The 12,822-nt window shown below is 51.0% G+C and carries 12 protein-coding genes and 2 tRNA genes; 6 read left to right on the top strand and 8 right to left on the bottom strand.

The window, feature by feature from the left end:
- Nucleotides 1-3: 3 nt before the first annotated feature.
- From HH215_RS00295 to HH215_RS00270, 6 genes are all read right to left on the bottom strand, one after another.
- Complete coding sequence (locus tag HH215_RS00295; RefSeq protein WP_174887658.1) at nt 4-486, bottom strand: PCYCGC motif-containing (lipo)protein; 483 nt, start codon at nt 484-486, stop codon at nt 4-6.
- 1 nt (nt 487) lies between these two features.
- The gene (ispG, locus tag HH215_RS00290; protein ID WP_169278076.1) at nt 488-1,588 is read right to left on the bottom strand and encodes a flavodoxin-dependent (E)-4-hydroxy-3-methylbut-2-enyl-diphosphate synthase; all 1,101 of its coding nucleotides are present in this window, start codon (nt 1,586-1,588) and stop codon (nt 488-490) included.
- A 120-nt stretch (nt 1,589-1,708) separates the two neighbouring features.
- Nucleotides 1,709-2,965, bottom strand: coding sequence for an ATP-dependent protease ATP-binding subunit ClpX (gene clpX / locus HH215_RS00285; protein ID WP_169278075.1), 1,257 nt, complete (start codon nt 2,963-2,965; stop codon nt 1,709-1,711).
- Between the two features lie 34 nt (nt 2,966-2,999).
- Nucleotides 3,000-3,602 (bottom strand): ATP-dependent Clp endopeptidase proteolytic subunit ClpP, encoded by a 603-nt coding sequence (gene clpP, locus HH215_RS00280; protein WP_169278074.1) that lies wholly within the window; start codon nt 3,600-3,602, stop codon nt 3,000-3,002.
- 184 nt (nt 3,603-3,786) lie between these two features.
- A complete protein-coding gene (tig, locus tag HH215_RS00275) occupies nt 3,787-5,076 on the bottom strand; it encodes a trigger factor (protein WP_169278073.1) in 1,290 nt (429 codons plus the stop codon).
- 110 nt (nt 5,077-5,186) lie between these two features.
- Nucleotides 5,187-6,116 carry a hypothetical protein gene (locus HH215_RS00270; protein ID WP_169278072.1) on the bottom strand — a complete coding sequence of 310 codons (930 nt, stop codon included), beginning with the start codon at nt 6,114-6,116 and terminating at the stop codon, nt 5,187-5,189.
- Between the two features lie 1,507 nt (nt 6,117-7,623).
- On the opposite strand from HH215_RS00270, the gene HH215_RS00265 reads away from it, so the two are divergent.
- From HH215_RS00265 to HH215_RS00245, 5 genes are all read left to right on the top strand, one after another.
- A tRNA-Gly gene (locus tag HH215_RS00265) sits at nt 7,624-7,697 on the top strand.
- A gap of 780 nt (nt 7,698-8,477) precedes the next feature.
- On the top strand, nt 8,478-8,819 hold the full coding sequence (locus HH215_RS00260) for a hypothetical protein (protein ID WP_169278071.1): 342 nt from the start codon (nt 8,478-8,480) through the stop codon (nt 8,817-8,819).
- 12 nt (nt 8,820-8,831) lie between these two features.
- Nucleotides 8,832-9,527, top strand: coding sequence for a Crp/Fnr family transcriptional regulator (locus HH215_RS00255; protein WP_169278070.1), 696 nt, complete (start codon nt 8,832-8,834; stop codon nt 9,525-9,527).
- A gap of 43 nt (nt 9,528-9,570) precedes the next feature.
- Nucleotides 9,571-9,647: transfer RNA gene (locus tag HH215_RS00250), tRNA-Arg, on the top strand.
- A 174-nt stretch (nt 9,648-9,821) separates the two neighbouring features.
- Nucleotides 9,822-10,388 (top strand): GNAT family N-acetyltransferase, encoded by a 567-nt coding sequence (locus HH215_RS00245; RefSeq protein ID WP_169278069.1) that lies wholly within the window; start codon nt 9,822-9,824, stop codon nt 10,386-10,388.
- Nucleotides 10,389-10,446: 58 nt separating this feature from the next.
- Here the strand turns inward: HH215_RS00245 and HH215_RS00240 are convergent, their stop codons facing one another.
- Nucleotides 10,447-11,436, bottom strand: coding sequence for a Gfo/Idh/MocA family protein (locus HH215_RS00240; RefSeq protein WP_169278068.1), 990 nt, complete (start codon nt 11,434-11,436; stop codon nt 10,447-10,449).
- Between the two features lie 87 nt (nt 11,437-11,523).
- Here HH215_RS00240 and HH215_RS00235 point away from each other — a divergent pair, with 87 nt between their 5' ends.
- Nucleotides 11,524-11,952 carry an EamA family transporter gene (locus tag HH215_RS00235; RefSeq protein ID WP_169278067.1) on the top strand — a complete coding sequence of 143 codons (429 nt, stop codon included), beginning with the start codon at nt 11,524-11,526 and terminating at the stop codon, nt 11,950-11,952.
- Nucleotides 11,953-12,008: 56 nt separating this feature from the next.
- On the opposite strand, the gene HH215_RS00230 is transcribed toward HH215_RS00235, so the two are convergent.
- A complete protein-coding gene (locus tag HH215_RS00230) occupies nt 12,009-12,794 on the bottom strand; it encodes a DeoR/GlpR family DNA-binding transcription regulator (protein WP_169278066.1) in 786 nt (261 codons plus the stop codon).
- Between the last annotated feature and the right edge of the window lie 28 nt (nt 12,795-12,822).

The following is a 12,822-nucleotide window of genomic DNA, read 5'->3' as shown; positions in this document are numbered from 1 at the left end:
AGATCAATTGGAAGGCATCGGAGTGTCCGTCGGATTGGCATAACCCGAACCGTACTTGTTATCGATGTACTCGCGAATTTGGAGATTCGTTTTCCCTTGCTGCTTCAACTGGGCGGACACCATGGCGATCTGCACGCAAACCCCGCATCTCGTCCCATGATCGTCCCATTCCACCGAACCGTCTTCCCGCACCTCGTTAATAAAGCAATTCAAATTGCTCTTATGTCCGGCGCTGTCGCCGCAACCGCAATAACAAGGAATCCACTGCAGCGTATCCCCTAGCTGACCGGCGACTTGATAAGCGACTTGCACGGCTTCTTGCTGAGTCTCCAGAAAAGAAGGCAGCTTCTCCGCGGAAGCCGTAACCTCCCTAAGATCCCCGTTAGGAGCATGGCTGAGATGTTCTTCATGATCGGCCTGATCTTTCCCGCATGCGGTAACGACCAGTAATCCTAAACCGATGACGGTTAACGCTAACCTCTTCATTCTAACCATGTTTACGCCCCGGAATAACGCCCGTCTCCGCGTAAGCGGCCACGATTTGGTCGATTTCCTTCTTCAGTTCGCTTACGAGCTCCGCTTCGGGAACTTTCCGGATCATCTCGCCGTACCGGAATAACATGCCTTCCCCGCGGGCTCCGGCGATGCCGATGTCGGCTTCGCGCGCTTCTCCCGGTCCATTCACCGCGCAGCCGAGGACGGACACCTTGATCGGAACTTTAAGCTTGGACAAATACTCTTCGACTTCGTTGGCGACGGCGAACAGATCGATATCCAGACGACCGCAGGTCGGGCAGGAAATCAACGTCGGCGCGTCGGTAATCAATCCGAACACCTTAAGCAACTCTCTGGCCGCCTTGATTTCTTCAACCGGATCCGCGCTTAAGGATATGCGCATCGTGTTTCCGATCCCATGGTTCAGCAATACGCCGAGTCCCGCCGAGCTCTTGATCGTGCCGGAGAACAGCGTGCCTGCTTCCGTGATGCCTAGATGGAGCGGATACCGGATGACTTCCGCCGCCTTCGTATAAGCTTCGATGGCCATCGGAACGTCGGATGCTTTAAGAGATACGATAATATCGTGAAAATCGAGTTCTTCGAGAATGCCGATGTGGAACAACGCGCTTTCGACCATCGCGTCGGCAGTAGGGTATCCGTACTTCTCAAGCAAGTGGTTTTCCAAGGAACCCGCGTTAACCCCGATCCGAATCGGAATCCCGCGTTCTTTGCAAGCTTTAACGACGGCTTCGACCTTCTCGCGACGACCGATATTGCCCGGATTGATCCGGACCTTGTCGATGCCGTTCTCGATGGCGAGCAAGGCTAACCGGTAATCGAAATGAATATCCGCGACAAGAGGGATGCTGATCTGCCGCTTGATTTCTTTAATGGCTTCCGCCGCTTCTTTGTTGTTAACCGTTACGCGAACGAGCTGACAGCCCGCTTCCTCAAGCCGTTTGATCTCCGCGACCGTCGCTTCGACATCGGCCGTCTTCGTCGTGCACATGCTTTGCAGGATGACTTGGTTGTTGCCGCCGATGGTAAGATCGCCGACCTTCACGGATACCGTATCTGTACGTCTGAACATATGTTTTTCTCCCCTGTATACGCCAAAGTCCACCCCGCGTTTAGGCGGGGTGGAACCGGCAATCTAGGCGAACTCCGCGTCGGCCGAAAGGCCTTGTTGGCGGCTTTCGTCCTGCTCCCGTTACGCGCTTTCTTCTTTTTTCTTGCCTTTTTTGGTCGTTAGTTCCGGTGTCAGCTTCTCCTTGATAACCTTCTCGGTTACCAAACAGTTCACGACATCGTCGCGCGACGGCACTTCGTACATCACGTCGAGCATGATGCCCTCGATGATTGCTCTAAGTCCCCGTGCGCCCGTATTACGCTTGATGGCTTCGCGCGCGATTTCCTCAAGCGCTCCGTTATCGAACTCGAGCTTGACGTTATCCATCTCGAGCAGCTTCTGATATTGTTTGACCAATGCGTTCTTCGGCTCGGAAAGAATGCGAACCAATGCAGGCTCGTCAAGCGGCTCCAGCGTCGAAATGACGGGCAAACGACCGACGAACTCGGGAATCAAACCGAATTTGAGCAAATCTTCCGGTTGAGCGAGCGACAAGTATTCGCCCGGTTTCATATCTTTCTGTCCTTCGAGTGCAGAACTGAAACCGATGACTTTCTTGCCGATACGGCGTTTGATCAACTGTTCCAAACCGTCGAAAGCACCGCCGCAGATAAACAGGATGTTAGTCGTGTCGATCTGGATGAACTCTTGATGAGGATGTTTACGTCCGCCTTGCGGAGGAACCGAAGCAACCGTGCCTTCAAGAATTTTAAGCAAAGCTTGCTGTACGCCTTCACCCGAAACGTCGCGAGTGATGGAAGGGTTCTCGGATTTGCGCGCGACTTTATCGATTTCGTCGATATAGATGATCCCGCGTTCCGCTTTCTCCACGTCGTAATCCGCCGCTTGAATCAGCTTCAGCAAAATATTCTCGACGTCTTCGCCGACGTAACCGGCTTCCGTTAAGGAAGTCGCATCCGCGATCGCGAAAGGAACGTTAAGAATTTTGGCCATCGTCTGAGCGAGAAGCGTTTTACCGGAGCCCGTAGGACCTACAAGCATGATATTACTCTTCTGTAGCTCGACGTCTTCGATCTTCGCCTGGGAATTAATGCGTTTGTAGTGATTATATACGGCAACCGATAAAGACTTCTTCGCTTGCTCTTGACCGATGACGTACTGGTCGAGAATGTTGCGAATGTCTTTCGGCTTCGGAATATCCTTCAGATCGAGCTCTTCTTCGTGACCGAGCTCCTCTTCCACGATTTCCGTGCACAGTTCGATACACTCATCGCATATATATACGCCGGGACCGGCAACCAGCTTTCGAACCTGATCCTGCGATTTACCGCAGAACGAGCACTTTAACTGACCTTTTTCGTCGCTGAATTTAAACATGTAAACCCTCCTTAGTAAACCGCTTCATACTATCTTATGCTTTCTGATTATCCGTAGCAATCGGAGCGGTAATTACTTTATCCACCAATCCGTATTGTACCGCTTCTGCCGCGCTCATGAAGTTGTCGCGGTCGGTATCCCGTTCGATTTTCTCGTACGGTTGGCCCGTGCGGTCGACGTAAATCTGATTCAGCTTTTGTTTCGTCTTGACGATCCAATCCGCGTGAATCTTAATATCGGACGCCTGACCTCTTACCCCGCCTAACGGCTGGTGAATCATGATCTCGCTGTTCGGCAAAGCGAAACGCTTGCCCGGAGCGCCGGCCGTAAGCAACAATGAGCCCATGCTGGCAGCCATGCCAACGCAAATCGTAGATACGTCGGGCTTAATGAATTGCATCGTATCGAAGATTCCCATACCGGCCGTTACCGAGCCGCCAGGGGAGTTAATGTACAGGTGGATGTCCTTCTCTGGATCTTCCGCTGCCAAGAAAAGCAGTTGGGCGATAATGAGATTGGCGACATCGTCGTCAATCGCGCTTCCGAGAAAAATAATCCGGTCCTTCAAGAGCCTAGAATAGATGTCGTACGACCGCTCTCCGCGATTCGTTTGCTCGACGACCATAGGTACCAACATGTTACCAACCCCTTTTCTCATTGGACTTCAAATCTCGGTAATAGTTTAACACGTTCAAAACGGAATGTCATGTTGACGAGTTCTTTTCGGGCGAACGTTGGTCTTGAGACGGTGTTGAGCTTATGTATTCGGGGTGAAAAATAAGGCACGCGAGTTGCACGTGCCTTTTCTGTGATGGTTGGATTTATGCGGATTTGCTGTTGTCGACCAGGAATTTCACGGCTTTGCGAACTTTCAGATCCGCGCCCATGTTCTCTAGGTATCCGTTCGCAGCGAAAATATCCCGAAGTTCTTCAGCCGGACGATTGTACAGCTTGGACAGGTTCTCCAGCTCTTCGTCGATATCGGCTTCGGAAACGTCTAAGTTTTCCGCTTTCGCGATTTCCTCGAGGACCAAGTTATTGCGAACGCGTTTCTCCGCATCCACTTGCATTTGCGCTTTCAGCGCAGCTTCGTCTTGACCGCTGAACTGGTAGTACAGGTCAAGGTTCATGCCTTGCTGACGAAGACGGTTTTCGAAATCCTTCAACATATGAGCGATCTCGGAATCGACCATCACTTGCGGCACTTCAAGCTCGGCGGCATCGGTCGCTTTGTCAACGATCGCCGTTTCGCGAGCGAGCTCGGCATCTTTAACTTTGCGATCCTTCAGCTTGGTCGTCAAGTCGGCTTTGTACTCTTCAAGCGTATCGAACTCGCTTACGTCTTTGGCGAATTCATCGTCAAGGGCAGGCAGGTTTTTACGTTTGATTTCGTTGAGCTTCACTTTGAATACGACGGCTTTGCCAGCCAAGTCTTCCGATTGGTAATTTTCAGGGAAAGTTACGTTGATGTCTTTCTCTTCGGCGATGTTAAGACCGACGACTTGATCTTCGAATCCCGGAATGAACGAACCGGAACCCAGCTCAAGCGAATAGTTGTCGCCTTTGCCGCCGTCGAACGGAACTCCGTCCAAGAAACCTTCGAAATCGATCGAAGTGTGGTCGCCTTGTTGCGCGGGACCTTCATCAACGACTACGAGCTCGGCATGGCGATTTTGCAGGCGCTCCAACTCGGCCGCAACTTCCTCTTCGGAAACTTCCGCTTCTTCCGCAGGAACGACTAAGCCTTTGTAGTCGCCAAGTTTAACTTCCGGTTTAACCGTTACTTTAGCTTTGAATTTGAACGATTTGCCTTTGCCGAATTGCTCAACGTCTACGTCAGGACGATCGATCGGCTCGATGCCGGCTTCGTCGATTGCTTTCGAGTAAGCTTCGGGAAGCAAAATATCGATCGCGTCTTGATAGAGGCTTTCGACGCCGAAACGAGCTTCGAAAATGCCGCGCGGCACTTTACCTTTACGGAAACCCGGTACGTTTACTTTTTGTACGACTTTGCGAAACGCCTTGTCCAAAGCAATCGTAACTTGCTCCGCATCCACTTCAACCTCAAGAACCCCAACGTTCTTCTCTATCTTTTCCCAGTTTGCTGTCATTTTATGCTTTCCCCTCCGTAACATCTTGCCGCTTCGATGCGGCCATTCCATTCACATAAACCACTCTATTATAGAACAACATCGTCCCGCGTTCAAGGCTGAAACTAAACTCATGTGTGATTCGGTCGCGGCTCGATGGAATACTGCCGCAGCCAACGGAGCGCCTGCTCGTAACGAAAGCGCAATTCCCCCGTAATCCCGTATTGCTCCCGGATCCATTCGTCGCCGTGTTTGCCGTGCAATTTCTCCATCAACAGTTGGTGAAGAGCCGCTCCCCATAAGTCCGAAGAGCCGTCGTCATCCTCGACCATGCTTTTATAAATCGAGGTTCCATACGCGACTTCCACGCATTCCTTCCACATCTCTTCCGCGAAATAAGAAAGCGTCGGGTCGGATACTTCCGCCGTTTGGCGAACCCTATCCAGAACGTGCAGAACGCCTTGCGGAAATTCGGAAAAGACAAGCGGGGTATCGCCGGATTCCACCGTCAAGCTTTCCCCGTCCCTCCAAAAAGACACGGGTCCCGCCGCCCCTTGTTTCCGCAGAGCTTGAAGGGCGCGAAATTGCACGGGAGGGATATATTCCTTGCGCGCCAGCCACTGCCTTAACGACAGATCGATGTCCGGGTGAGCGACGTGCATCAGTTGACTTAGAATCAGCAATTGCTGCTCGGGATCATCCCCATTATATAGAGAAGCCAATAATTGCGGGATATAATCGGTATCGGATTCGAACCGCTCCTCGACTCTGCGCCTGAAGATGTCATCCTCTTGCTCGTCCTCGTCTTGTTCCGCTTCCGCAAGTTGCCCGAATTCGGAGTGGCTTACGGCTTCCGGAAACGCGGCATTCAGCCAGCCTAGCAGCGCCTGCCATTCCGTATGATGGCGTTCCGCTTCTCCGTGGCATTGCAACAAGAAAAGCAGCAGCCCTTTGGCATCTCCGTATCTTTCCGTCTCTAACATTTTCGTCAGATGTATCTGATAATAATCCAATGTTTTGGGAAACAACACCAGGTTATCCTTCGTGCGGTCGTCCGACATGGGGCAACCCCCTCCAAATTTACCGGCTTAAAGTACATGTTCAAAAAGTCCGGTTTTCAGCACCGAGAAGGTTGAAAGAAGCTCAGGGACTGAGGAACGGAGCGTAGGTAGAACCTACGTGAGTACTGGAAGGCCCGGCTGAATTCAAGATTCGATGTCGAGTACGCTACTAGATCGGCTTCGTGATCAAAATCGGACTTATTGAACTACCACTTAAGTCGTCTAAACCGGCCTTAAGCAGCAAGCTCAGTCCACAGCATTATATCACGAACGACCGGGGAAAAGAAAAAGAACCGGGAGGAATGAGAAATCTGCTCTCGGCCAACTTAAGGCGGCTTTTCCGCTCTATTTCCTTGTTCGGTGCCTCTTTGGCCGAGCCCGTGTCTCAATGGTCATGGGGCACGATGGCCAAAAAAGTTCTTCAAAATACTCTATCCCCATTTTCGGCGGCTGAACTTAGTCGCAACGCGCCGCCGACAAATCCATTAGAGCTAAGAGAGTACCTTACAACCGCCGAAGGTTGACTCTCCGCAAAACGCACTGAGAGTATCTTACACCCGCCGAATTTTGGCTGACGATCCGGAAAGCGCACTGAGTACCTTACAGCCGCCGAATTTTGACTAATGAACCCGTATGCGCACTGAGAGTATCTTACACCCGCCGAATTTTGGCTGACTCTCCGCGAAACGCACAGAGAGTACCTTACAACCGTCGAAGGTTGGCTGACGATTCGGGAAGCGTACTAAGATTACCTTACAGCTGACGAAGGTTGGCTGACGATCCGGGAAGCGCACTGAGAGTACCTTACAGCTGCCGAAGGTTGGCTGACGATCCGGGAAGCGCACTGAAAGTACCTTATAGCCGCCGAAGGTTGGCTGACGATCCGGGAAGCGCACTGAGAGTACCTTACAGCTGCCGAATTTTGGCTGACTCTCCCCGAAGCGCACTGAGAGTACCTTACAACCGCCGAATTTTGACTAATGAACCCGTAAGCGCACTGAAAGTACCTTACAGCCGCCGAAGGTTGGCTGACGATCCGGGAAGCGCACTGAGAGTACCTTACAACCGCCGAATTTTGGCTGACTCTCCGCAAAACGCACTGAGAGTACCTTACAACCGCCGAATTTTGGCTGACTCTCCGCAAAGCGCACTGAGAGTATCTTACAGCTGCCGAATTCTGGCTGACGATCCGGGAAGCGCACTGAGAGTACCTTTTCTCTATTATCTTTACGGGGAAAGTAGGTTGCAATGTTCCTTAGCGTGAGGCTGGATGACGACTACGGTGAAAGTAGACAAAAAAGTGCCTAGAATTACTCCCTAAAAGAAGTGGATCTAAGCAGTAACAGCTGCTCAACTCAATTTCCTCGTCCCGGTGCCTCTTTCGCCGATATAAAGCGGCTAGCATCTCTAATCCCGCTCTGGATGCCGTTACTCTCCGTTCCTTCTGAAATTACAATTGATTTTCTATAAAGTTCCATGCTATGATATTCCATGTTTCTTAACGCATGCGGGTGTAGTTCAGTGGCAGAACGCCAGCTTCCCAAGCTTGAGGCGAGGGTTCGATTCCCTTCACCCGCTCCATTATGCCTAAACTTCTTCGGAAGGGAAACGAACCCTCAGCGGTTCGACCGTCCGTGAACGCTTCATATGAATCATCCAAGTAGGACGCGCGTCAACATCTACCACTACCTGTTCCCGCAGGGAACCTTCCAATCAAAGATGTTGAGTATTCCCTTCACCCGCTCCATTATGCCTAAACTTCTTCGGAAGGGAAACGAACCATCAGCGGTTCGACCGTCCGTGAACGCTTCATATGAATCATCCAAGTAGGACGCGCGTCAACATCTACCTCTACCTGTTCCCGCAGGGAACCTTCCAATCAAAGATGTTGAGTATTCCCTTCACCCGCTCCATTATGCATACTCAAACTAATCAAATATGAAGGGCTGTCCCAGAAGTCATTGTTAAATGACCGAGAGACAGCCCCTTGTTTATTTTGCCAAGGTCTGACGTTCATTCCATTTTTGTAACCAAGGTTACAGAAATCGACAACTCCGAAATGGTAGCATAGTCCTATAAGAGAGATAGAGGTCTTCATAGGAGAGGTACACATGCTAATCATTCCTGTTAACGAGCTGGTAGAAGGCGATCTTCTAAGCCGGAGTATATATACCGCCGACGGACGCCTCATGCTCAAACAAGGCATATCCTTAAATGAGAGTCTGATCGATGGTATCAAGCGATTGGGACATCGTTACATTTCCGTCGAAATGACCGACATTCGCGCTTCCCTCAGCGGTTCCGACATTAAACGGAATCTACGGTCGAGGTTTCCCGCATGGCGCGAAAGCCGAGTCATTATTGGAAAGCTCGCAAATTTGCGGCCTGGCCAGCGATTTCGATTATTTCATGAACGATCCGACCACCCGTCGTCTGCCATCGGAAGGAATCGACTTCCTGATGTCGAAAATAGACTCTTCGTACAGCTACACCGTCGTTAGTGCTTTCATGAAAGCATTTCAGCCCTATCCTCTAGGCACGCGGGTTACTTTGTCCGGCGGCTTAAAGGGGACGGTGCGAGCGATCAATGAAGGCAATTCCTGCCGCCCCGTCATTCAATTGGAAGATCGAGATACCCGCATCGACCTCATGAAACACATGGCCTTCCAAATCGAGAAAGTTATTCCGCACGCGCAAGATTAGGAGGGGTGGAAATTGTTTATAGACGGCGATATGCTAAAGGCGTCTATCCCTTTCTTTCGCGATATCGAACCCGAGCTCATTGAACGACTCCTCCCGTATATGTATTCGAAAAACTATCGCAAAGGCGAATTGATCTTCCTCGAAGGCGATCAAGGGAACGATATTTTTTTTATCGGAAGCGGTTCAGTCAGTATTTATTCGTTCGACAAATCGAAGAAGGTAATTTTGGCCGTCCTTCGAGAGGGAGAATATTTCGGAGAAATGGCGCTTATGAAACCCGGACTCGTCCGCTCCGCGACCGCGGAGTGCTTGATGCCGACCCGATTGTACGGTTTACGCCGCACTGATTTCCAACTGCTGATCGAGAATGACCGCAATATCGCCTTTCATTTACTGGATTACACGATGGATCGATTGCGCCGGGCGAACCAACAAATCCATGATCTGACCTTCCTCAACGTCCGGTCGCGAATCGTCAAGAAACTGCTTACTTTGGCGCAAGATTATTCAAGCGACGAGTTGAACGAATTCGTCATTCCCGTTAAAATCACGCATCAGCAACTTGCCGAAATGGTCGGTGCCGCACGGGAAACAGTAACAAAAGTGCTACAGGAGCTTCAGGATGAAGGCTTGATCGCCATTCAAGGTAAGAGGGTTCATTTGCAGGATATTCAGCTAATCAAAAAAAAGCTCAATGAGGAAATATAATCCTTGCGGAATGAAAATGATTATGATAAGATACTTTTTGCGTGTCTCAGTAGCTCAGCTGGATAGAGCAACGCCCTTCTAAGGCGTCGGTCGGGGGTTCGAATCCCTCCTGGGACGCCATTATAATGAAGATACGTTTTTTAATAATAGTTCGTGGAAACCCTCAACCCCCTTTATTCAAAGGCGTTTGAGGGTTTTTCTTATGTCATGGGTTTGAAGTTCGTCAATCGTTGAATTATAGTTACATGAGGATAACTGTTAGCCACATCCGAGACTTCCTGCATAGGTGATCCAATGACTATAAAACTTTCAACGACTCATCACGCTACACCCGTCGCCGAGCTTATTATGCTGGCTATTCAAGACATCGGTTACCAGTTGACCGGAGAAAAGAACGAAGCGGACGTCCTTAGCCAGTTAGAACGGTTCATCGTCGCCGAAGGCAATCGGTTCAGCCATTCCTGCATTCTTGTTAAAGAAGCGGAAGGCCGTCCCATCGGCATGATTCTCTGTTACCACGGCAGCGATGCCGCAAAGCTGTACGAGCCCATCGTCGAGCACTTGCGAGAAAAAACCGGCGATCTCGGCATCGCCATCGACCAAGAGGCCGACGAGGACGAGTATTATATCGATGCCATCGCGGTCGATCCGAACTTCCAAGGCCAGGGAATCGCGAAGCAACTTATCGCTGCCGCCGAACAGCAAGCTATAGAATCCGGGTATGACAAGATCGCGCTTAACGTTGACCAAACGAACGAGGGGGCTCATTCCCTCTACCGAAAGCTCGGATACGTTGCCGACAAGACGATCACGATTCACCATAAACCATACTGGCATATGGTTAAGCCTCTCAACTCCTAAAACAAACCGCCCCGCAAACGATTAAAATCGTTTGCGGGCGGTTATGGTTGAAAGCCCGTTATTCAAAAGGATACCGTAAATTCCATTGCTGCCTGATCCGATCTAAAGTCGTCATAATATCCAATGTCTCGCTTAGCGGCATAACGGTGCTCTCGGTTCGCCCTTCGCGCAAGCAAGCCATCGCCTCCTCCGCCTCGTAAGCATAACCGGCAACGGTACGGTCATCCTCGAATATCACCGGATCCTTACCGGCGATATGTAAAGTCGCCGAGCGCGCCGCCAAGAATACCGGGACATGGATATATCCTTGTGTGCCGAAAATATAGGCGTCGTTCACAAGCCCCAATTGCACGGCTCCGTTTAATGCAGCCGTTCTCCCTCCCTCGTACTCGAGCAGCAGGGAAAACTGTTCGTCCACTCCCGTTGCTCCGATCTTCGCGCTGCTCATGATCTTCTGCGGCTGGCCGCCGAATACCATAGAAGCGAACGATACCGGGTAGATCCCGGCGTCCAGCAACGTCCCTCCTCCTAGATTAGGATCCAGCAAGCGACTTTCCGGGTGCCACCCGATATTAAACCCGAAATCCGCCTTGACCATTCTGACTTCCCCGATAGCGCTTTCATTCAGCCACTGCCTAACTTGACGGATTGGCGGCAAGTACCGGGTCCACATCGCTTCCATTAGAAAAACCCGATTGTCCTTGGCGAACCGGATGATTTCCTCGGCTTCCGCGGCGTTCATCGTAAAGGGCTTCTCGCAGAGGACGGCTTTACCCGCCCTTAGGAAGGTGAGTGCGTTCTCTCGATGCGCTGGGTGGAGAGTCCCGATATATACGATATCCACTTCCGAATCATCCGCTAATTCGTTCATGCTCCCATACGCACGGTCCACGTCGAACTCCTTGGCGAAAGCTTGCGCTTTCTCCAGGCTCCGCCCGGCTACCGCGACCAACCGCGCGCCCTTCGCGTGAACTAAATCCTTGGCAAATTGCTTCGAGATCCCTCCCGGTCCCGCGATGCCCCATCCGATCGTTCTAGCCTCAGCCATTTTCCCACGCCTCCCTAGCTTTTTATTCAATCTATTCCCATTGTATAATACAGGCAACGGAACATCTAGACGCAGGAGGTATCGATAATGGGAACTTGGTTGATCTACGCTTTGCTGTCGGCCGCAACCGCGGCCCTCGTTGCGATCTTCGGGAAAATCGGCCTTAAAGACATCGACGCCAACTCGGCCACGGCTATCCGCGCGGTCATTATGGCTTTATTCTTACTTGGCGTCGTCGTCGTGCAAGGTAAATTCGCCCAGCTCGGGGACATTTTCGCCCAGAAAAAAGCGATGTCCTTCATCGTGCTCAGCGGCGTCGCGGGCGCCCTATCGTGGCTGTTTTATTTTCTGGCGCTTAAAGGCGGCAAAGTCTCTCAAGTCGGGCCGATAGACAAGCTTAGCGTCGTTCTAGCCGTCTTGCTAGCCTTCTTCTTCCTCGGGGAGAAGATTTCGTGGGTAAACGCGCTAGGCGTCGCGATGATCGCCGGAGGAGCCATCTTAGTCGCGCTAAAATAAGAACAACGCGCACCATGTGACGATTTCCCGTCCAGGCTGCGCGTTATCGCTTAGCTCTATTTCGCTTCGATCCAAGTTACTTCTTTATCCTGCAAAGCGGATAACCATTCTTTCGGTGCCGCTACGTCGCTGATGATCAGATCGATTTCCTGCAAATCGGCGATTTTGAAAAATTGCAGCTGTCCGAATTTCGATTGGTCCGTTACGATGATCGATTGCTTGGAATGTCCGATCAGTTTGCGGGCTAATTGTCCCCTTTGCGCATCGAAACTGGTAACCCCTTTATCTATCATCAGGCCGTCAATGGAAATGAAAGCTTTGTCCGCGTAGAAGGATTCGACCATTTGCTCCGCGAGAGTGCCCGTCGAACGGGATTGAGGCGAATCGATCTTGCCCCCTATGAAATAAATGTCGCCGTTAAACAATCCCCGGTTATTGTAATCGATCAACATATACAAACCGGCTACGGACATCGTTAGCACCGTTAGATTTTTTTTGTTCAGCAAATAATCGATCATCTGCAGCGTGGTCGTGCCGTCATCGATGAAAACGACGTCGTTGTCTTCCACGAGTGAAGCAGCGGCCCGGCCGATCCTCCGCTTCTCTTCCGCGTGCAGAACCTCTCTCTTGAAATACGACGGCTCTTCGCGAGCGATATTGATTTTAATCGCGCCGCCGTATACGCGCTTAAGCTTGTTGTCCTCTTCGAGCTCTTCGAGATATCGGCGGATCGTCTCGGAAGATACTTTCAACTTCTCGACCAAATCGTAGGTTTTTACCTTCCCCTCCAGATTCAGCTGCTGCAAAATATAGTCCTTCCGCTCTTCACCGATTAAAGACATGAACAAACCCTCCACCTTCGTGATAAAA

Origin of the sequence: Cohnella herbarum, assembly GCF_012849095.1 — a bacterium.
Lineage (GTDB): Bacteria > Bacillota > Bacilli > Paenibacillales > Paenibacillaceae > Cohnella > Cohnella herbarum.
This window is presented reverse-complemented; position numbering and strand designations above follow the sequence as displayed.